General features: G+C 36.1%; 19 protein-coding genes, 1 tRNA gene and 1 other annotated feature. Of the genes, 16 read left to right on the plus strand and 4 right to left on the minus strand.

What is annotated here, in order from left to right:
- Positions 1-42 precede the first annotated feature (42 nt).
- The 4 genes from H3U49_RS00825 to carB are packed head-to-tail and all read left to right on the plus strand — an operon-like array spanning position 43 to position 6,533.
- The gene (locus tag H3U49_RS00825; RefSeq protein WP_198178903.1) at positions 43-999 is read left to right on the plus strand and encodes an aspartate carbamoyltransferase catalytic subunit; all 957 of its coding nucleotides are present in this window, start codon (positions 43-45) and stop codon (positions 997-999) included.
- Positions 999-2,276 carry a dihydroorotase gene (locus H3U49_RS00830; protein ID WP_198178906.1) on the plus strand — a complete coding sequence of 426 codons (1,278 nt, stop codon included), beginning with the start codon at positions 999-1,001 and terminating at the stop codon, positions 2,274-2,276. Before H3U49_RS00825 ends, H3U49_RS00830 begins: the two co-directional genes overlap by 1 nt.
- Positions 2,273-3,358, plus strand: coding sequence for a carbamoyl phosphate synthase small subunit (locus H3U49_RS00835; RefSeq protein ID WP_198178908.1), 1,086 nt, complete (start codon positions 2,273-2,275; stop codon positions 3,356-3,358). Before H3U49_RS00830 ends, H3U49_RS00835 begins: the two co-directional genes overlap by 4 nt.
- Positions 3,351-6,533: a carbamoyl-phosphate synthase large subunit gene (gene carB, locus H3U49_RS00840; protein ID WP_198178910.1), complete on the plus strand. Its 3,183-nt coding sequence runs from the start codon at positions 3,351-3,353 to the stop codon at positions 6,531-6,533. Before H3U49_RS00835 ends, carB begins: the two co-directional genes overlap by 8 nt.
- A gap of 89 nt (positions 6,534-6,622) precedes the next feature.
- Here the strand turns inward: carB and H3U49_RS00845 are convergent, their stop codons facing one another.
- The 3 genes from H3U49_RS00845 to H3U49_RS00855 form a co-directional block, all read right to left on the minus strand.
- A complete protein-coding gene (locus tag H3U49_RS00845) occupies positions 6,623-9,022 on the minus strand; it encodes a Xaa-Pro dipeptidyl-peptidase (RefSeq protein ID WP_198178912.1) in 2,400 nt (799 codons plus the stop codon).
- Positions 9,023-9,127: 105 nt separating this feature from the next.
- On the minus strand, positions 9,128-9,505 hold the full coding sequence (locus tag H3U49_RS00850; RefSeq protein ID WP_198178914.1) for an arsenate reductase family protein: 378 nt from the start codon (positions 9,503-9,505) through the stop codon (positions 9,128-9,130).
- A 65-nt stretch (positions 9,506-9,570) separates the two neighbouring features.
- Entirely contained in the window at positions 9,571-10,608 is a 1,038-nt protein-coding gene (locus H3U49_RS00855) for a PTS transporter subunit IIC (RefSeq protein WP_198178916.1), read from the minus strand.
- A 549-nt stretch (positions 10,609-11,157) separates the two neighbouring features.
- Here H3U49_RS00855 and H3U49_RS00860 point away from each other — a divergent pair.
- The 3 genes from H3U49_RS00860 (at position 11,158) to H3U49_RS00870 (ending at position 13,228) form a co-directional block, all read left to right on the plus strand.
- Positions 11,158-11,589, plus strand: coding sequence for a hypothetical protein (locus H3U49_RS00860; RefSeq protein WP_052060376.1), 432 nt, complete (start codon positions 11,158-11,160; stop codon positions 11,587-11,589).
- Positions 11,590-12,511: 922 nt separating this feature from the next.
- Complete coding sequence (locus tag H3U49_RS00865) at positions 12,512-12,694, plus strand: hypothetical protein (protein ID WP_198178918.1); 183 nt, start codon at positions 12,512-12,514, stop codon at positions 12,692-12,694.
- Positions 12,695-13,036: 342 nt separating this feature from the next.
- A complete protein-coding gene (locus tag H3U49_RS00870) occupies positions 13,037-13,228 on the plus strand; it encodes a hypothetical protein (RefSeq protein ID WP_198178920.1) in 192 nt (63 codons plus the stop codon).
- A 207-nt stretch (positions 13,229-13,435) separates the two neighbouring features.
- Here H3U49_RS00870 and H3U49_RS00875 read toward each other — a convergent pair.
- Positions 13,436-13,509: transfer RNA gene (locus H3U49_RS00875), tRNA-Arg, on the minus strand.
- A 201-nt stretch (positions 13,510-13,710) separates the two neighbouring features.
- Here H3U49_RS00875 and H3U49_RS00880 point away from each other — a divergent pair.
- From H3U49_RS00880 to nusB, 9 genes are all read left to right on the plus strand, one after another.
- Positions 13,711-15,474 carry a DUF2207 domain-containing protein gene (locus H3U49_RS00880; protein WP_198178922.1) on the plus strand — a complete coding sequence of 588 codons (1,764 nt, stop codon included), beginning with the start codon at positions 13,711-13,713 and terminating at the stop codon, positions 15,472-15,474.
- Between the two features lie 82 nt (positions 15,475-15,556).
- Positions 15,557-16,888, plus strand: a complete 1,332-nt coding sequence (locus H3U49_RS00885; RefSeq protein ID WP_198178924.1) for a DUF2325 domain-containing protein — start codon at positions 15,557-15,559, stop codon at positions 16,886-16,888.
- 156 nt (positions 16,889-17,044) lie between these two features.
- A complete protein-coding gene (locus tag H3U49_RS00890; protein ID WP_198178926.1) occupies positions 17,045-17,884 on the plus strand; it encodes a YitT family protein in 840 nt (279 codons plus the stop codon).
- Between the two features lie 87 nt (positions 17,885-17,971).
- Positions 17,972-18,046 (plus strand) — a sequence feature (ribosomal protein L21 leader region).
- A 13-nt stretch (positions 18,047-18,059) separates the two neighbouring features.
- Positions 18,060-18,374 carry a 50S ribosomal protein L21 gene (gene rplU, locus H3U49_RS00895; RefSeq protein WP_046332289.1) on the plus strand — a complete coding sequence of 105 codons (315 nt, stop codon included), beginning with the start codon at positions 18,060-18,062 and terminating at the stop codon, positions 18,372-18,374.
- 7 nt (positions 18,375-18,381) lie between these two features.
- The gene (gene rpmA / locus H3U49_RS00900) at positions 18,382-18,681 is read left to right on the plus strand and encodes a 50S ribosomal protein L27 (protein ID WP_327059488.1); all 300 of its coding nucleotides are present in this window, start codon (positions 18,382-18,384) and stop codon (positions 18,679-18,681) included.
- Between the two features lie 139 nt (positions 18,682-18,820).
- Complete coding sequence (locus H3U49_RS00905; RefSeq protein ID WP_198178928.1) at positions 18,821-19,930, plus strand: Xaa-Pro peptidase family protein; 1,110 nt, start codon at positions 18,821-18,823, stop codon at positions 19,928-19,930.
- Positions 19,931-20,002: 72 nt separating this feature from the next.
- Positions 20,003-20,572: an elongation factor P gene (gene efp, locus H3U49_RS00910; RefSeq protein WP_198178930.1), complete on the plus strand. Its 570-nt coding sequence runs from the start codon at positions 20,003-20,005 to the stop codon at positions 20,570-20,572.
- Between the two features lie 17 nt (positions 20,573-20,589).
- Positions 20,590-21,048: an Asp23/Gls24 family envelope stress response protein gene (locus H3U49_RS00915; protein ID WP_045928272.1), complete on the plus strand. Its 459-nt coding sequence runs from the start codon at positions 20,590-20,592 to the stop codon at positions 21,046-21,048.
- Entirely contained in the window at positions 21,026-21,418 is a 393-nt protein-coding gene (gene nusB, locus H3U49_RS00920) for a transcription antitermination factor NusB (protein ID WP_046332286.1), read from the plus strand. The genes H3U49_RS00915 and nusB overlap by 23 nt, the downstream gene beginning before the upstream one ends.
- Positions 21,419-21,471 lie beyond the last annotated feature (53 nt).

Consider the following 21,471-nt stretch of genomic DNA (forward strand, 5'->3'; position numbering starts at 1 on the left):
AGCTGAAAAGCTTTAGGTTTATTTTTTTGGAAGAGAGTAAAAATGAAAAATATTAATCTTGTTACCCTAAAATCATTTGTAAGTGTCGAAAACTTAACAGTTGAAGAAGTAATGGCACTTATTGAAAGAGCTGAGTTCTTTAAAAAAGGTGGTGCTCGTCCACACCTAACACAACCAGTTTTTGTCACAAACATGTTTTTTGAAAATTCTAGCAGAACTCACACGAGTTTTGAAATGGCAGAAAGAAAATTAGGATTAAGCGTAATACCATTTGACCCTGCTCACAGTTCAACCAAAAAAGGTGAAACGCTTTACGATACTTCACTTATCATGGCAGCTCTCGGGATTGATCTTGAAGTTATCAGGCATACTGAAAATGAATACTATAACCAACTGATACACCCCAAGCAAAACCAACACCTTGATATAGGCGTGATAAATGCCGGAGATGGAAGCGGTCAGCACCCATCACAATGTATGCTTGACATGATGACAATTCATGAGCATTTTGGCCATTTTAAGGGCCTTAAAGTAGCTATCGTAGGAGATATTACTAATTCTCGAGTTGCTAAAAGTAATATGGAACTTTTGACCAGGCTTGGAGCCAAAGTTTATTTCTCTGGTCCTGATTATTGGTATGACACACAATACGATAAGTATGGTGAATATAAACCAATTGATGACTTGATTAATAAAATGGATGTAATGATGCTGTTAAGAGTTCAGCACGAACGACACGCTGGTGATCCTAACGAAGCAAAATTTGATGCTCAAGAGTATCAAGCAAAATATGGAATTAACCAAAAGCGATATGAGCAAATGAAAGATGATGCCATTATTATGCACCCGGGTCCGATTAACCATGATGTTGAACTTAGCGGTGACTTAGTTGAAGCTCCAAAGTGTCGGTTTGTAAGGCAAATGGAAAATGGCGTTTTTATGAGAATGGCAATGATTGAAGCAGTTATGCGTGGACGCAAATTAGGGGGATTGTCTTGATGACAACTGTGATTAAAAATGGCTATATTTATACTGATGGAGAAATAGTACATGGTGACCTTTTAATTAAAAATGGTGTAATTTCTGCAATTGGTATTGGTTTAAAAGCAGAAAATATAATTGATGCCAAAAATCAATTAGTAAGCCCAGGACTTGTTGATGTACATGTTCATTACAGAGATCCTGGACAAACTGATAAAGAAAATGTCAGAACCGGTTCGCTGGCAGCAGCACATGGTGGTTTCACTACTGTTTGTGCAATGCCGAATGTAGTACCGGTACCCAATACATCAGAACTTATGAGTAAAATGGTACAAAACAATTGTGAAAATGGTGTAGTCCATATTTTGCAATATGCACCTATTACAGTTAATGAAGATACTAATGAAATTCCTGATTATGCAGCTCTAAAAAAAGCTGGCTGTATTGCACTGAGCAATGATGGCAAAGGTGTTCAGAATGCTGGCACGATGTATTTGGCAATGCAAAGGGCGCAGGCTAATAATTTAATTATTGCCGAACATGCTCAAGATGATTCGTTGTTCAAACATGGCGTTATAAATGAAGGTCAAAAGGCTAGTGAATTTAATTTAGCTCCAATTACTGAATTAGCTGAAACAACTCAAATTGCCAGAGATTTATTATTGGCGCAAAAGACTGGCGTTCATTACCATGTTTGCCATGTTTCTACTAAGAAAGGCGTTGAATTGATCAGAATTGCTAAAAGTAAAGGTATTAATGTTACCTGCGAAGTTGCTCCTCATCATCTTCTATTAGGAGAAGAAGATATTATCAGTGATAATGCTAATTTTAAAATGAATCCGCCTTTGAGAACCAAAGGAGATCAAAAAGCACTTTTAGCTGGATTACTTGATGGCACAATTGACATGATAGCTACTGATCATGCTCCTCATACTGCAAGTGATAAGCAAAATGGTTTTGCCACGGCTGCATTTGGTATTGTTGGCAGCGAAACGGCTTTTAGTGAGCTCTACACTAAATTTGTTAAAACTGGTATTTTTACTCTTGAGCAGTTATTAAATTGGCTCACTTTGGCTCCCGCTAAAACTTTTGGTTTGGAAAAAGCTGGAAAAATAGCTTTAGGTCAACCGGCAGATATTGCAATTTTCGATCTTCACAAAAAAGAAGCTATTAATGCAGCTAATTTTAAGTCTAAGGGAAGGAATACTCCTTTTAATAGTGATGCAGTTTATGGCCAAACTGTTTTAACAATGGTCGACGGCCAGATTGTTTTTCAAAGTGAGGAAAGTAAATGAGATATTTAATTTTAGAAGATGGCAGTATATTTGCAGGCAAAGGCTTTGGTGGAAGTCAAGCGACTAAAGGTGAAGTCGTGTTTACAACCGGAATGACAGGTTATCAAGAGGCAATTACCGATCAATCGTATGCTGATCAAATTTTAGTTTTTACTAATCCGTTAATTGGCAATTATGGGATCACGCTGGCAGATTATGAATCACTTGAGCCGGGCATAAAAGGAGTGATTTGCCATGAAGTGGCACGACACCCTGATAATTGGCGCATGCAAACTACTTTACCAGATTTTTTAAAGAGTCTAGATGTACCTGGTATTCAAGGAATAGATACCAGAAAACTGGTTAAAAAATTACGTGCCTACGGTACAATGAAGGGTCAAATTTGTGATTCTAAGGAGAATGCTGCTGCGATTGCAGAGCAATTAAAAGCAAGTCAACTTTCAAAGGACGTAGTTAAAAGAGTTGCGACTACAAAATCTTATCCTGTGCCGGGCTCAAAGCGCAATATTGTTGTAGTAGATTTTGGATTAAAAAATAGTATTTTGCGTGAATTAAGCAAACGAGATTGCAACTGTATAGTTTTGCCTTATACTACTTCAGCTGAAAAAATATTATCTCTTCATCCGGATGGCGTTTTGCTGTCTAATGGACCTGGAGATCCTTTAGAAATGCAGGGTGCAGTCAAAATGGTCCGAGAAGTAGAAAAGCATGTTCCTTTAATGGGAATTTGCATGGGTCATCAAGTATTTGCTCTGGCTAATGGAGCGAATACTTATAAAATGAAATTTGGTCATCGGGGATTTAATCATCCTGTACGTGAAATAGCCACAGGAAATATTGGCTTTACCTCACAGAATCATGGCTATGCTGTTAGCCGAGATTCAATTGATCCTGATATTTTAATGGTTACTCATGTTGAAGTTAATGACGGTACTATCGAAGGTTTGCGGCACAAGAAATATCCTGCTTTTTCCGTCCAATTTCACCCTGATAGTACGCCTGGCCCTCACGATGAAGAAGGCATCTTTGATTACTTTATGCAAATGATTGACCAAAGAAAGGATGTTGAAAATCATGCCTAAAAGAACTGATATTGAAAAAATAATGGTAATTGGTTCAGGACCAATTATTATTGGTCAAGCTGCAGAATTTGATTATTCCGGTACACAAGCATGCCTTGCTTTGCGTGAAGAAGGTTATGAAGTGGTTCTGGTTAATTCTAATCCTGCCACAATTATGACTGATACCACAATAGCCGATAAAGTTTATATTGAACCATTAACTGTAGAATCAGTATCACGTATTATCCGTAAAGAATTTCCTGATGCTATTTTACCGACTTTAGGTGGTCAAGTTGGTTTAAATATGGCTTTATCATTAGCTAAAAGTGGTATTTTAGATGAACTAAACATTGAATTATTGGGAACAAAGCTCAATTCAATTGAACAAGCCGAAGACAGAGAAAAATTTAAAGAATTGTGCCAAAAATTAGGAGAGCCAGTGCCACCTTCAACTAGTGTAAAGACAGTGCAAGAGGCATTAGATTTTGGAGACAAAATTGGTTATCCCATCATTGTTCGCCCGGCATTCACTATGGGTGGAACTGGTGGCGGCATTTGCAATGACAGGGATGAACTCGCTAAAATCGCCAAAAATGGCTTGGAATTATCTCCTGTTACTGAATGTTTAATTGAACGGTCAATAGCAGGGTACAAGGAAGTTGAATTTGAAGTCATGAGAGATCATGACGATAATGCCATGATTGTTTGCTGTATGGAAAACTTTGATCCTGTCGGTATCCATACGGGAGATTCAATTGTTTTTTCACCGTCTCAGACATTATCTGATAAAGAATATCAGATGTTGCGTGACTGTTCTTTAAAACTTATTCGGGCGTTAAAAATTGAAGGTGGCTGCAACGTTCAGTTAGCCCTTGATCCAAATAGTTTTAATTATGATGTCATTGAGGTTAATCCGCGTGTTTCCCGTTCTTCTGCCTTGGCTTCAAAGGCCACGGGTTATCCCATTGCTAAGATGGCTGCTAAAATCGCGGTGGGTCTTACTTTAGATGAAATAAAGAATCCAGTAACGGGCACTACTTTTGCAGAATTTGAACCAGCCCTGGATTATGTTGTTTGCAAAATACCGCGCTGGCCCTTTGATAAATTTGCCAAAGCAAATCGTGAACTTGGCACACAAATGAAAGCGACTGGAGAAGTCATGGCTATAGGCAGAACAGCTGAAGAAGCCTTTCAAAAAGCTGTTCGCTCTTTGGAAATTGACCAAAAAGACTTTTATTCAGCTGAAGCACACGATGCAAGTGATGAAGAACTGGAAAATAAACTGGTTAAAGCTCAGGATGACCGTCTCTTTTATTTAGCGGAGGCTTTTCGCAGAGACTATGCAATGTCAGACTTACATGAATTAACCAAAATTAATTTCTATTTTCTAGATATTGTCAAGCATATTGTTGATCTAGAAAAGACTATTGAGGCTAATCCAGATGATCTGGCTGTGCTCAAAAATGCTAAGAAATACGGCTTTAGTGACCATACTATCGCAAATTTGTGGCATGAGGATGAAGACCAAGTGCGAGATTTGCGCAAGCAGAACCATTTAGTGCCAGTTTATAAAATGGTAGATACTTGTGCTGGAGAATTTATCTCACAAACTCCTTATTTCTATTCTACTTACGATACCGAAAATGAGAGTCGGAAGAATAGTAAAAAATCAGTTTTAGTTGTTGGTTCAGGTCCAATTCGTATTGGTCAGGGTGTGGAATTTGACTACGCCACTGTTCATTGTGTCAAAGCATTACAAAAAATGGGTTATGAAGCTATTGTAATTAATTCAAATCCAGAAACCGTTTCAACCGACTTTTCTGTTTCTGATAAATTATATTTTGAGCCACTTACTTTAGAAGATGTCTTAAATGTCTGTGATCTTGAGCAACCTGAAGGTGTAATTATCCAGTTTGGTGGTCAAACTTCAATTAATTTGGCAGCTGGGCTAGAAAAGCATGGTGTTAAAATCTTGGGTACCAGTGTGGAAGACCTGAACAGAGCTGAAGATCGCGAATTGTTTGATCAAGTAGTAAAAGAATTGGGCTTGAAGCAACCGCAAGGAATTACGACTACCACACATGATGGTGTTATCAAAGCAGCAGACAAGTTGGGGTATCCGGTTTTAGTCAGACCAAGTTATGTTTTGGGTGGAAAAGCAATGGAAATTGTTTATAATCAGCCAGAACTTGAAGACTATTTGCAAAATCATGTGGATATTGCAAGCAGTCATCCAATCTTAGTTGATGATTATCTTGATGGGCGCGAGTGTGATGTCGATGCGATTTGCGATGGCGAAAGGGTACTTATTCCCGGAATAATGGAACATATTGAACATGCTGGAGTTCACTCCGGAGATTCCATGGCTGTTTATCCTGCTCAAACATTTTCTCCCACAATTAAACAAAAAATAGCCGACATTACTAAGAAGTTAGCGTTAAAGCTTAATTGTCGCGGAATAATGAATTTGCAGTTAATTGAGCGCGATGGTGAAATTTATATTATTGAGGTCAATCCTCGTGCTAGTCGTACTGTACCTTTTTTAAGCAAGATTACTTCTATTGAAATGGCGCAGGTGGCAACCAGAGTAATTATGGGTGAAAGTTTACAGGAACAGGGTTATGATGATGGCCTGGCACCAGAAACTAAAATGATTAGTGTTAAAGCCCCAGTGTTCTCATTTAGCAAACTTTCTGATGTTGACAGTTATTTAGGACCAGAAATGAAGTCAACTGGTGAGGTCATGGGTAGTGATTTTAGTTTTCCTAAGGCACTTTACAAAGCTTTCTCAGGTGCAAACATGCAGATCCCTGACAGCGGCAATATTTTATTAACAATCGAAGACCGTGATAAACAAGAAATTTTGCCTATTGCCAAAAGATTTGCCCAAATCGGTTACCGTATTTTTGCTACCAGTGGCACAGCAACATTTTTAAAACAAAATCATTTACATGTTGCTTTGGTAGATAAAATTCATGAAGACACTGACACAAATATCTTAAATGAATTGAAAACTGGCAAAATCGATTTGGTAATTAATACTATGGGACATGATCTGGCTAAAACATCTGATGGCTTTGTTATTCGTCAGACTGCTATTCAGCAAAATATTCCGCTAATTACCAGTCTAGATACTGCACGTGCATTATTGACTGCACTAGAAAACAGGTCGTTTGCTACAATAAACATCAAATAAAATTTGGTAATTTAAAAAGCAACTGTGTTTTTAACACGGCTGCTTTTTATGTTTAACTTTTAAAAGTTCTGGCATAAATAAAATTAGATTTATTTAGTACTAAATTTAATGGCAGTTTCAGACAGATCAATTGTGTAATCTGTATTTTCAAGAGGTCTTTTGGTCATTCCTTGATCAGTAGAATAAATAATTAAACAAAGTTTGCTGCCAGCAGGCATTGTGTAATAAGTTGGCTGTAATTTAAACTGCAAGTCATAAAACTCACCGGCTTTAATACTACGTGGCTTTTTCATATCTGCGTAATTCTGCAGATTCATGTGGGCTTTAGTAATTAATTTAGCATGAGTTAATTTGTCAGGCATAAATTCTTGCAAAGAGTCAAGTTGAAAATGAAAACCCAGTTCTTGTCCGCCAGACATTAAAATTTTGGGAGTAGGAGTTAAGCGCTTGCGATCAGCAATTTCTACCAGGGCGACGGAAATCTGTCCTTTGTTAAGACTTGATGAAACACGCAGACGTATTTCTGGTCGACCAACGATTGTTACTGGATGAATAAATTCATCCGTAGTAAAACGCAAACTAGCTTTTGACCATTTTTCTTCACCACAAATAAATTGGTATTGCCAGTCATTTTCAGAAATTTTTGCCTTTTTAAATTCAGTTCCACCAACATCGGTAAAGGAAAGTTTTTGTTTGCTGCTAGCATCTTTGGTTAACTCATTATCGTAATTAGGGAAATAAACAGTTTCGCTGCCAATGTCATTACACCAATCCTTTTCTTTGTGCCACTTATCTGCTTTTAGGTTATCCTGAATAAGCACAGTTGGCCACTGCTTGTATGCGTTATTTTCAATGCCCAGGAGTTCATGAACCAGCCATAAGTTCATTAGATCAGTAAAATCAATTGAAACCAAATTATTCATATTATAATGAGGTCCCTGATGCAAGAAAAGGTGATGTGCAACAGGAAGGTTTTTGACCTTTTGCCAAATTTTATAGACGTTCTTAGGCTTGACGTTCCAGTCATTTAGACCATGAACGCTAATCCAGGAGCACTTAATATTATCAGTATGATGGCGGTAGTTGCGTTTTTCCCAGAAATCTGAATACTGACCAGTTTTGCGATCAGCCTTTTTTAGTAAAATTTTCTGCATTTCGTCAAACTTAGGCTTAATTTTTAAATAATCTCCAGCATCCCACAAATTAGACTGACAAGTTTCTGCAAGCATATCCAAATCTTCACCTTGGCAATCTTCTGGTGCAATCACCAAGCCATGCTCGCGGTAATAATCATACCAGGAAGAAATGGCAGCTTCAGAAATGACTGTTTTTAAGCCAGCTACACCTGTAGTAGCAATGGCTATTTGCAGAGTCCCTAAATAGGAACGACCAGTCATCCCAATTTTTTTGTTACACCAAGTTGCTTTAGTTTCGTGTTGACGTGTTCTATCAGTGTAAGCAATGCGGTCTCCGTGCAACCATTCAATTATTTCCTTGGCACTTTCGGTTTCTTCCGGAGCACCAGTAATTCTGAGACCGTCGCTGCCCCGTGTTCCGATAGCGCCAGCAAATACGCTGGCAAATCCACGAGCCAACATATATTCATTCAGACCGTAAGAAGATTTGCCGACGGCTTGTTCTACCGGCCTAGATGAGCTTTCACTATCCAGCGGCTTTTTTGCTTTAACAATTGCAGAGGCCCGATATTGTGGATTAGTCCACTCAGTGGCATCAGTCAAATTTTCATCTACGTTGTGGTTGCGCTTTTCGTTATCAATGATACCGCCAAAATAGGGACTAGCAGTGTAAAGAGCAGGAACCGGTAAAGTTTCACTTTCAATTGGACGAAAAATTGTTGTTTGTAAAAGATCACTCTTCCCATCACCGTCTGTATCCAAATCACTTTCAACATAAACGACTTCTCGGATCACCTTGCTGGTATCAAAAACAGGCATACTTTTACCATTAAAAAAGAGAAACTCATTAGGTGCAAATTCCGTTTTTCTATTGTAAAAATAGCCTTGACCCGCCATGACATCTATTAGCAGTTGTCCATTTTTGGCACGAGTATTAAGCAAACGATAAAAAGCTTGAATAAGAGATTTCTTGTCGTTAATTTTCTCAATGTAAGGTAATGCCTGCTTTCCCATAAAAGCCAAAGGGTCATTTAGTTGATAATCATAGCCAACATGGTAGCCAAGAAGTTGCAATGCAACATTATAAAATTGGCTAGAAGTGATTTCCTCGGGATTGGTATCTAAAAAAGCATTAAGAGTCTGGACATCAGAAACTGCAAACTCAGCTAATTTTGCTTTACGGGCACTTTCGTCTCGTGGGTCAATCACTGCCACTGCATTTGCAGTAAGTTCACCTAAAAGATTTGAAAAAGAGCGTTTTTCATAATTCATTGGTAAAAATTTAATTTGCAGTAATTCTTTAACTTGTGTTTTGTAATCAGTTTTCACATAAGCATATTGATTATATTTCATAAAATTCTCCTTTTTGTATTATTTTACCTGTTATGCCAAATATTAGAAAGTCAGTGGTGAGAATAAAAAAAGAGGGTTACTAAATAATTAGAACCTTCTTCTTTCTTAGTTATCATTTTTCTCGGATTTAAGCCACACCTCTTGGTAATTTTTTTCATTAAAACCACAAGTGAGCTGATCATTTTCAACCACTAATGGACGTTTAATTAACTTACCATTTTTGGACATCATGTCAGCGGCATCTTCAATAGACATATCTGCTATCTGATCTTTGAGATGTAATTGACGATAATCTTGCCCGTGAGTATTAAAAAAGTACTTTAACCCACGGTCCTGATGTTGACTCATCCATTTTACTAGATCTTCTTTTTTTGGTGGCTTTTCAACCAAATCTTGAAATTCAAATTTAACATTGTGATCGGTCAGCCATTTTTGAGCAGCTCTTGAAGTTGAGCAGCGTTTATAACCATAGAATTTGATCATTTTCATACCCTCCCTATTTAATTATAGCAACAAGTTATTAAAACAAGAAGGATAGAGATTTTAAACTAACTGAAATCTAGTTCAAAGTCTTTGCTGGTAAAAAGATGAACTTTGTTATTAAAGAGGTAATTCATTGCGATACCTAATGCAATAGGTAACACAAAGAAAAGAACAGCAATCAGTAAAATATTAACCAAATTCGCTGGGCGATTTGCCATGGCGGCAATAGGGCCAATTAATCCCGAAAAGCCAAATCCCGCACTCATCGGTGTACCTTGAATTTGAAATACTGCACCTAGAGCACCCATTATACCGGCATTAATTAAAAGCGGGATAAGTAATTTGGGATTAGTCATTAAATTAGCCATTTGCATTTTAGGAGAACCCAAGAAGTGGGCTATTGAGGTACCAAAACTATTTGCTTTCCAACCGAAAACAGCTAAAGAAAAAGCAACAGCTGTAATACCTAAATTGGCAGAACCGGAAGCTATACCAGAAATGCTTATCGCGGTGGCGATACCGACTGAAGAAATGGGGGAAACTATAAGCAACCCAAATACTATTCCCATCAACATTCCCATAATAATTGGTTGCAATGCCGTCAATTTTTCAACACCGACTCCAATCAAACTGGTTAATTGACCAACAGGGATGCGCGTAAGACAGCCAATTCCTCCGGCAATTAGCAGAACAAGCAGTGGAACTAATAGAATTGTGTATGCTTTTAATTTCTTACCAAAAAACAAAACTAGGCCGTAAGCTATCATAATAGTGATGGCCGTGTTAATAACGTCACCACTGCCCATTACTGCAACTTTACCTTTGTTCATCACAAAGTTACCAGCTCCAGCTGTTGCCGCTAAAGCAATAGATGAGGTTTGGATTGGTGTTAATTTACCAGTCATACCGACACAGACAGCACTGATTGCTGGCAACAATGCCGAAGCAAAGGTGGTCAAAGCTAAAATAAAGCTTAATTGAGGCATGCTTGGCAGCAATGCTTTTACCAATTGATTAATTAGGGCTCCAGGAATTAAAGCAACAACTATACCCGTTGATAAGCCATTTAGTGTATCTAACGTAATTTTTTTCAAAGTATTCATTTTACTCTCCCAATAAAAAACTCACACAGATGACGACAACTGTGTGAGTTTTTAGAGAAGAAAGTACTTAAGTCTTTAAAACACACAATTGTCATGAAGATTGAACTGTGTGTCTAAGACAATGACAAACTAGGCACTCAGATCAAATAGCTGAAGTACCAGAAATAATATTTTACTTGCGGTTGATTAATTTTTTGAATTGCCGTCATAATCTTTACCTCTCATAAATATTTAAGAAATATCATAACTTAACAACATAAAAAAAGCAAGACTATTTTTAAAGAAAATTTTTCATTGGTATATCAAGCTTTAAACACTTAGTAATTATCTCGTTTAAAGAAATAAGGTTAGTTAATTATTAAAAAATTGGATATTCCTTTTGTTAAAACAGCTAGCGCAAAGTTGATAATATTTTTGAATAACTTTTTAATAACTACTAGAATAATGTCGAGTAAAATATTGAATAGGTTTTACAACAAATGATTATAGAAAGAAGTGTTTATTATCTCACTGTTTATTAATTGCATCAGTTTTTTAGGAGATTGGTTGTTGTTTGCCTTTCCTCTTTATCAGGGATTAATGGAACTTTATGATTATGAATGGTTTTTGAAAGAATTTAACCAATCGAGTAAAGCACAACCAAAAATTTCTCCTTTGTACTGGATTATACCTATCGTCAAAATTTATCTTGAAAAACGGCGTGCAGTCAAAATTCTAGGTAGTATTATCAAAAATGAATCTGATTTGCGTACAGCTATGAGTTTTATTGATAAAGCTACAGCTTGGTATTTTGTTTCTCTTGGTGGTTGGTTGAAGATGGTATCTTCTCTATATGAATTTATCGGAGAACTTCATGAAGACAGCATTTTATTGCTGGTTATCGGAACAGTTGTTTTAACTTTTTTGGGAATTTTCTCAGGTTATTACCGGTTAAATCCTAAACGGCAAAGGGTGCTGATATCAAAAATCAAGAAAAATTAGTGGCAAGCTGGTTAAATAGTAGAAAAGATTCTGTTTTTGATTAAAATGACTTATTATTTAAAAGAGTCTGGGAAAAAACTAGTTCTCAGACCACGAAAAAAGAACGATGATTTCATCGTTCTTTTTTATACTTTTAGCTTCTGCCTTGATATTATTAAATCGCCACAAAATAAAAACAAAAAGAAGATGTAAAAACGCACAACTGGGTAACACATAATTTGGGGAATACAGACTACAGCGATCCTTACGACTATTTGTCAAGTTTTGCTAGCTACGGCAGCTTGGACAGCTGTCTCCTCATAGGTCTCTACAATAAAAATATCTAACAGTTTGAATGGTATTTTTTGCTTCTTTTGAAACTTATTACCACATTTGCAACTCTATATTTTCCAATAGTTGACATGTATCAATATGTTATTGATAAAATAAAAAAAGAGCAAAAAATTGAAAAAGAAAAAATGAAATTTGATCATTATAATTATTTTTAATTTTTTAAATAAAAAAACTCCCAAATGGGAGCTATAAAGTAAAAGAAGTTTGAAAGTAACTTCTAAATTAATATTAACTTTTTTTAGAAAAAATTGCAAAACATTATTTGCGATGTACTCTAAAGAATGTATTACATAATATGTAAGGAGGTGAGAGACATGAAGAAAAAAAGAAAACAAAAAAAGTTCTAAAGCTTCAACTTTAGAACTTATAGGAACAGGTGCTTCAATCATATCAGCAATAATAGCACTGCTCGAGTACTTACATTTAAACCCTAGTAGCAAGGGGAAGCCAGACACTCCCTTATTGCTATAATATAAAACACTATAGAGGAAATAGCAATGAGTAAACGTACCTCGTGGACAATAATTTTAGTATGTGCAATTATTATAATTGTTTTAAGAGTATTAATGATGTTGAGAGGATAAAATTTATGGCAACTGATGCTAGAAAACGGGCTAACAATAAGTGGGATAAAAATAATAAAGAGCGTTTGTTGTACTTAAATAAGAGGTCGACTGCTAAAAATTTTATTTTAAAATTAGCCACTGAAGAAGACCTAAATAGTAATGAAAAATATGTGATTGAACGTAAAAAATTATTAAAAAGTTGTTGACAATATACATCCATAGGTATATTTATAAGGAGGTAAGGAGATGAAGAAAAAAAGAGAAAATAAAAAGCTACTATCGAGCTCCACTTCAAAATAAATCTCAGAATAATAGCTTTTAAAATCATCTATAAAAGATGAAAAACAGGGAAAAGGTTTCTCTTCTTTGCTTTTTATAAAAACATTATATTATAGAAAAGTATCTGTTACAATGAATAAAATTTATAACTTTGAAACTAAAAAAGGAAATTTGACAATTAAAACAAAGATTGACTTAAGACGCAAAACATTCTGTAAAACAATATTAGTTACAGTTATGGTAATTGTTTTAATTTTAGGAGTGATCAAATGGCTAAACTAACTGAGGCTCAAAAGCGAGCAAATAAAAAGTGGAATGATGCGCATAAAAAAAGAATGAATTATATTAGGAGAAGGTCAGATTCTAAAAATTTCATTCTTAAATATGCAGATGAAGAAGATTTAGACAAAACATTAGAATACATCAAGATAAGAAGAGAAGAGCTAAAACAGGATAATTGATCACTTTTTTAACATTTGGAGATCTTAAAAATCCCATAATGTATATTTATAAAGGAAATAGAAAAATAGCTCTAGCTTAAATGCTAGGGCTATTTCTATGTTAGCCAAAATGTTAGCCAACTTTAAATTTAATAATAATCAATAAAAACAAAATTATTGATATAACGGGATTTATAATTAGTAAAAACCAATAAAAACTATTTAGAATGATCCGGGTGAGATTCGAACCCACGACCCACGGTTTAGAAGACCGTTGCTCTATCCAGCTGAGCTACCAGACCGACAGTTTTGCGTATTCTCGCGCAAGAACATTAACTATTATAGAGAAAAGTTTTTGTAATTGCAACCGAAAATTTCTTTTTTGTCCAACTTATTTTTAAAGCAAAATAGGTGGCAAAGTTAAGGGAGTGAAAATTGATTTGTTAATTGTATTTCATAATCTGTATAATAAAGAAAAGTGAAGAACGAAAGATAGGAAAAATATGAAACATAAAATTCTAAAACTTGTATCTCTTTTGGGAATTCTATTATTTTGTTTTGTTTCTGGACAAGAAGTAAAAGCCGATGTTGATTATGATATTGCTAAAAACATTACTACAGCTAAAGTTAATTCAGACGGCTCGTTGACGATGAAAAGGGCAATTACGTATAAATTCAACAGTTCTGCACATGGAGTTTTTTATCGCCAAAATCTGCAATCGAATCAGAAAATCGCTGATGCGTCAGTAAAAGTGGCAGATGGCAACGACAAGGGCCGCAAAACTGATGATTATGATCTTAAAAGAAATAAAAAGGGCTACCGTTTTAAAGTATTTCACAATATAAAGAGTAATAGTCGCTTTACTGTTACTTATTTTTACCGTATCACTAATGCCATTACCAATTACCGTGATGTAGCCGAACTTAATTTTAAAATTATTGGCGACGGTTGGGACACCGACTTAGACTATGTTAAAGCAAGCGTGATTTTTCCAGGACCGGTGAAAGGTTTAAAAGCATGGGCCCACGGACCACTTGATGGTCATCTGCAAGTTAATCCTCAAAAAGGAAAAATTGTCATGACAGCTGAAAATCTTGCTGGTGATACCGGGATTGAAGTGCATACTATTTTTCCTCCTAAAATCACTGCCAATAATCAAAACGTCAAAAATAAGAATCACCGCCAAGCAGTGATAAAACAAGAGAAAAAATTAGCACAGTATACTTTATTAAATCAACAAAAAAGGGCAAAAAGGAGTCTTTTGCTAATTGCTTTGAGCTTAATTGCAGGACTTTTAGGCATCATTAAGGGTTTTAGAGCCAAAAAAATTGGTTTTATGCCCCGCAAGAGTCATGAATTAGCTCATAACTATGAAATACCTGACGTGGACCCAATATTAGCTCAAATTTTGGATACTGCAAAGCAACCGGATAATCGCGCGTTTACTGCCTATTTGATGGAACTGGCAGCACGGAAAAAAATTGAGATTGAAGATTATAAAACCCATCTTAAAACTTATTATCGGATAACTGCGATAGACGAAAGCATAGTTGACGAGAGCCGTTTAATGAAAACTCTTTTTAACAAAATTGGGGACGGAACTAGTTTTACCACCCAGGCCCTAAAAAAATATCATGGTAAAAAACTAGGAAGCGACTTTGATTTTTGGGCAGGAGATTATTTTGACAGCAAGGAAAAGCAAGTATATTTGCCCGATTCGTTAATAAACCGTAAAAATAGAAATTCTGCCATTATAATTTTAATGATGGTCATCAGTTTTGCTGCTTCTGTAATAGCTCTAATGAGCTCACTTAAGTTTATTTTAGTGATAGTTTTTGGCGAAGCTTTTATCCTAATTTTGAATTTACTGGCGCTGATTTTTAATGTCAAACGTACCGGTATTTATTCTGAAAAAGGAAAGATTGAAACCGAAAAGATACGTGGTTTCAAGAAAATGCTAAAAGATATCGGTAAGTTTAAGATGAAGGATGTTGGCGACCTCATTTTGTGGGAAGATATCATGCCTTATGCCGTAGCTTTTGGTTTAGCCAATAAAGTAATGAAAGAACTGAAAATAGAATTCAGTCAAGAAGAACTGGCTCGTAGTGATTACTTTTACTATGGTTTTGTTTCTAATACCGGCAAAGATAGCTTTTCTGCTAACTTTGATTCTTGTTTTAACGACAGTATATCTACCGGCTCAAGCAGCTTTTCCAGCGGCTCATCCGGTGGCTTCGGTGGGGGTTCCGGTGGTGGAGCTTTCTAATTTCTGACTTCAAGCCTGGCATTGAGCTAGGCTTTTTTGCATTTGCTATACTTAAGTAAATAACAAAAAGACAGGTAAAAATATGTTCGATTATCGCAATAATTTAAAAAGGATTCTTAATCAGACTGGTGGAGATGAGAAGAGCCTCAAGAATGGTTTGGCCGCAATAAAACTAATCCTGGGCATGACTGATAATGCAGATCAAAAAAATTCAACTGGCAAAGTTAAAAATACCATTGAAGTTGATTTACAGCAGCTTAATTTATTACTAACAAGTCTAACGCAGCTAATTACTAATCCCGCAAACATTTCAGCTAAAAATACAGCACTTTCGGCTGTACAAAAATTAACGCTTGCCCAAGGTATCAATAAAGAATACCGTCAAAATTTAGTTGCTTTAAAAGAAGCAATTAAGTCAATTGAGGTTTCTAAAGATTTAATCAATAAAAAAGTATTTGAGCAAGCTGTCGCCACACCTAAAAGACCTACTAGAGATTACCGCAAAGGAAAGCGATATACAGTGGTTCGCTTATTGTCAGGCTGTGATTTGATTAATGATAGTAATAGGACCGTTTATACGTTAAAAGAATCGCAGATCCATTCCTTGAATTTGAAAAGTGGAGATATTGTTGAAGCTGTGCCAGAAGGAAAAAATTCTCACTATGAAGCGACCATTTTAAGGATTGTTGGCTTTCGTGAACTTCCTAGTATGGAAGTTGATTCCATTTCAACATTCAAATATGCGGTAGTTCAAGGACGACCTGGACACTTGGCCATTTCACATAATGCTCAGGGCAAGAAATTGCGAGTTCATGGTAAAGCAGTTCTTTTATCAGTAGATTCAAGTAAATACTGGGATGAAAATATTAAGCTAGTTGATGGTTCAATTGTAGATTTAGCTTGGTACGATGGGGATGTGCGCTTGAGAAAGAACCCCGCTGAAGCTATTCAAATTCGCTGGGTTTATCAACTTAACCAGCCCCAGCAAACTATTGGCACCAAAAAGAAAAAAAGTACTGCTGAATCAAAGAAAGATGATTTACCTAAACTTGCGATGGACCTACATTATCAAAGAGTCGGAATTGCGATTGGTAATAACCAAAATGAGGCCATGCTAGAAGGAATAGTTAACAGGTATAATGGAATTCCAATTCCTGTTGATGCTTTTCAGGGCAGAAAAAAAGTTATTGAAAACCAAATTAAAGATTTAGACATCGTGATCTTGGTTACGGCTTTTGCAGCTCATGACAGTACCTGGAATATCAGTGAGTTTGCCAGCAAATACCACATCAAATTTGCTGTTAGTTCTAGTAAAGGCTATCAAGCGTTTGAGCGGGCATTATACCGCGCTGAAAAAGGTTTACCAGCATATGAAGGCAATCAGACGATTAGATACCAACTTGCTGATCAATAAAATTTATAATTTCTTAATAATTTAAGATAATATCCTTTTATTTTCTTATCCGTGCTCTTTTGGAAATAATTAAGCTTAACAAACCCCGTATTTCTTGCATAATCTAGCTATTTTCCTGTAAAATATAAAATAACAATTTTATGGAAGGAAGATGAGATGGACACACAAAAGCAAACTCACACGTGGCAATACTGGCTCTTTTTCTTAGCTGGTTTGGAAATAATTACAATTTCTGTTAACTTTTTTTATGCTCCGATAAATGTTGCTGCTGGTGGCTCCACAGGGATCTCAATATTGATTGAAGCCGTTTGGGGAATTAACCGATCAGTTTCGGTATTTGTAGTAAACGGCTTAATGTTAATTTTAGCTGCCATATTTTTAGGCAGGCAAACTTTGAAAAAAGTTGCTCTGGGCAGCCTTTTAGTACCTGTTTTAATGGCAATAACCCCCAGCTTTAAATTAACCTCAAATAACATGCTGGCGGTAATTTATGGCGGGGTTTTAATGGGTATTGGTGTTACAATGCTCTACCGAATTAACGCTTCATCTGGAGGAACTACAATTCCCCCACTAATTATAAAAAAATATTTTTATGTTGATCCTGCTATATCGCTAATGGTCATTGATATGTCGGTCATTGTGCTAAATATTTTTGTTGATGGCACTGAAGCTTTTTTACTGGCAGCTTTTTCTCAGGTCATTACTACAATTACTATGCGTTATACTGAGACTGGTTTTGACAAAAAATACCAAGTCCGCATAATGAGTAACGATAAATTAGATAAAATTAGGCAGATGCTTCAGCAGGATTACGATGGCTTGACTGTTTATAACGTTGTAGGTGGATACAGTGACCAGGACAAGCAACAGTTAGTAATAATTGTTGATACTAATGAATATGGTCAATTAGTTGCCAAAGCCCGCGAAATTGACAGTGAAGCATTTATTGTTACAGAAAATATTGCTAAAGTACACGGTGGCAAGTGGCAAATTTAATACTAAACGGTCTAGTAAAAAGGGCATTTTTTATTGCCAACTAGACTTAAGAGTAGTATTATGTAGTAGTTGTATTTGTGGATTCCTCCACATCTGCAACCGCACATTTCGGGGTAATAAGTCTTTTACGGAGCACCTCGATTGGCGAGTCTAAGTAAATTTTGGAGGGTAGTAAATGTACGCAATTATTAAAACCGGTGGCAAGCAATATAAAGTTGCTGAAGGCGATAGTGTTTTTGTTGAAAAGCTTGATGCTGCAGAAGGAAAAGAAGTTACTTTTGATGAAGTAGTTCTGACTTCGGATGGCAAAGATGTTAAAGTTGGTACACCGTTAGTTAAAGGTGCTAAAGTTGTTGCTAAAGTTGAAAAGCAAGGTAAGGAAAAGAAAGTAGTTACTTTCAAGTACAAACCTAAGAAGCACTCACATTCAAAATATGGTCACCGTCAACCTTATACTAAGGTTACAGTTGAAAAAATTGAATTAAACTAGAGGTGAAATAATGATGAATATTTTAAATCTTAAATTATTAGCCCACCACAAGGGTGGAGGTTCTACTGCTAACGGCCGTAATTCAGCTGGTCGTCGTTTAGGCGCTAAAGCTGCAGATGGTCAAACCATTCATGCTGGTTCAATTATTTATCGTCAACGTGGTACAAAGATTCACCCTGGTAAAAACGTAGGTCAAGGTGGAGACGATACTTTATTTGCCTTAGTAAATGGAGTAGTTAAGTTTGAGCGGAAAGATAAATACAGAAAGCAAGTTTCTGTTATTCCGGTTGAAGAAGAAGCTAAGTAATTTAGTTCTTAAACAAGAAGACGAAAAGCATATGCTTCTCGTCTTTTTTCTGTTTTAATTTGATAAAGAATAAGTTAGTAATATCTCTCTTTTTAGGGTTAAAATTAAGGTAAAGATTGATATACAGGAGATTATGGGTATGACTGAAAAGGATGAACTATTAACGCTGCTTAACCGGCGAATAAATAAGGTTACTGAACTAATTAAAGAGCGCAATGCCGATGGACTGTTAATTTTTAATCAAGCTAATTATCGTTACCTGACCAATTTTACTGGTGAAGAAGCTCAATTGATTTTAACTTCAAAAGGAGATCGAATTTTACTTTCCGACTCACGTTTTGATGACCAGATCAAAGCAGAGGCTCCGGGGGAAATTAAAGTGGTCATGAAAAAAGAGGGTCAAGACCTTGAAATTACTAAACAATTACAACAGGCAAATTTAAAAAAAGTTTTAGTCGAAGGCGAATTTGTTTCTGCAGTTGAGTTTGCAAACTTGCAAAGATTAAATTCCGGCATCGATTTCGAAATATGCGAAGAATTTGTTGAACAAGTTCGTAATGTCAAAGACGCACTTGAATTAGAAACTTTGCGTACGGCAATTAACATCTCAATGGATAGCTTTAATGAAATATTGCCTCTGATAAAGCCAGGTGCTGTTGAACGAAAAATCGGAGCAAAATTAGATTACTATTTTAAAATTAATGGCGGCGATGGCCCTAGCTTTGATACCATTATTGCCTCTGGGATGCGTTCTGCATGGGCTCACGGTGTTGCCAGCGACAAAATGATTGAAGATGGTGATATGGTTGTGATTGATTTTGGCGCGTTTTACCATGGTTATGCTGCTGATATTACCAGAACTGTTGCTGTCGGCAAAGTTGACCAGGAAATGCACAAAATTTATGAAATTGTTCATGAAGCACAGAGACGCGGTATTGCAGCAGCAGTTGCAGGTAATCATGGTAGCGATGTTGATCGGGCAGCCAGAAGTTACATTACAGAGCAAGGGTACGGAGAGTATTTTGGTCATGGTATTGGTCATGGCATCGGCTTAGAAATTCATGAATTATGTCAACCTGCTTTGCCTTTCGGCAAACAAGAACTAGTAAATGACATGGTTCATACAGTTGAACCCGGAATTTATTTACCGAATAAAGGCGGTGTCAGAATTGAAGATGACATTTTAATTCATAATCAAACCCCTGAGACACTATCTACTTTACCTAAAGACAACTTAATTTCTTTATAAAAGATAAATAATAATTATAGTAAAATCGCTTACTAATTGGTAAGATAATATTATGGAGATGAGGTACTCAATATGACAATGATTTCAGTTAATGAATTTAAAAATGGCTTAACTATCAAGTATAATAATGACTTATGGCGTATAGTTGAATTTCAACATGTTAAGCCTGGCAAGGGTAGTGCATTTGTTCGATCAAAGTTAAAAAGTTTAAATACCGGAGCAGTTCAAGAATATACTTTCCGTTCTACTGCCAAGGTAGAAACTGCCGAAATTGAAACCAAAGCTATGCAATACTTATATAATGATGGTTCCAGCTACGTTTTCATGGATACAACAACCTATGATCAATTGGCAATTCCTAATGAACAAGTAAAAGATGAAGCCAAGTTCTTGAAGGAAAATATGAACGTAAGTGTCATTATGCATGATGGTAAAACATTGGGAATTCAATTACCGAATACTGTTGAATTGACGGTTGCCAAAACGGAGCCTAATATTAAGGGTGATACTTCATCAGGTGGTGGAAAGCCTGCAACTATGGAAACAGGCCTGGTAGTAAACGTACCTTTCTTTATTAATGAGGGAGACGTTTTAGTAATTAATACGGTCGATGGTACATACGTATCTCGCGCAAATAAATAATTTTTCGAGGTAAAAAAATGGCAGATAGTTCAAAAATTGTCTTAGATGATCAAAATAACGGCGAAGAAATTGAAATCGATCCTAGTGTTCTTGAAGTTATTATGGGCATTGCTGCCGAAAAAGTAGATGGAGTTGCCGAAATGCACGGTGACGTCAAGTCCGGAATTAACCGCGTTTTAGGAAGAGAAGATCGTGGCAGAGGTGTGTCTGTTAATATTGATGATGAGCATAACTTGATTGCTGATGTTTATGTCAGTATTGAAGCCGGAAAAAATGTGCCTGAAATAGCAATGGATTTGCAAAAGACTTTAAAGCAACAGGTTTTGCAGATGACCGATTTAACTCTTAGTGAAATTAACGTGCATGTTACTGGGCTTGAATTTCCAGATGATGATAATGAAGATGGCAGCGGAACCTCTCAGCTATTTTCCGACATAGATGAAAAGGGTAAAAATGAATCAACACGAGAGTCGTAGAGTCGCAATGCAAGCTGTTTATCTGTCTAATCAGGACTTAAAATATACAGCTAATGAAGTTGAAGCTAAAACTGTCGCAATGCTTGATTTAAAGGTACTTTCCGCCTATTCAAAAGAATTAATTGAAGGTGTAATTGAAAAACGGGATGAATTAAAGGGTGAACTCGCCAGCTATTTGAAAAAGAACTGGCGTATTAACCGTATTAATCAAATTTCGTTGGCCATTTTGGAAGTTGCTTTGTATGAAATTAAATATAGTAAGGAAATTGAGCCAAAAGCTGCGGTAAATGAAGCTTTGAACTTATGTGATGAGTTTGCTGATCCTAAAGATAAGCCATTTATTAATGGCATGTTAGCAAACTTTATCTAAAATATCTTATAGTCGGCTTTAGGCCGACTATTTTTTTAGAAGAGGAAAAAGAA

The sequence above is a fragment of the Lactobacillus sp. W8174 genome (assembly GCF_016100975.1).
GTDB classification, from domain to species: domain Bacteria; phylum Bacillota; class Bacilli; order Lactobacillales; family Lactobacillaceae; genus Lactobacillus; species Lactobacillus juensis.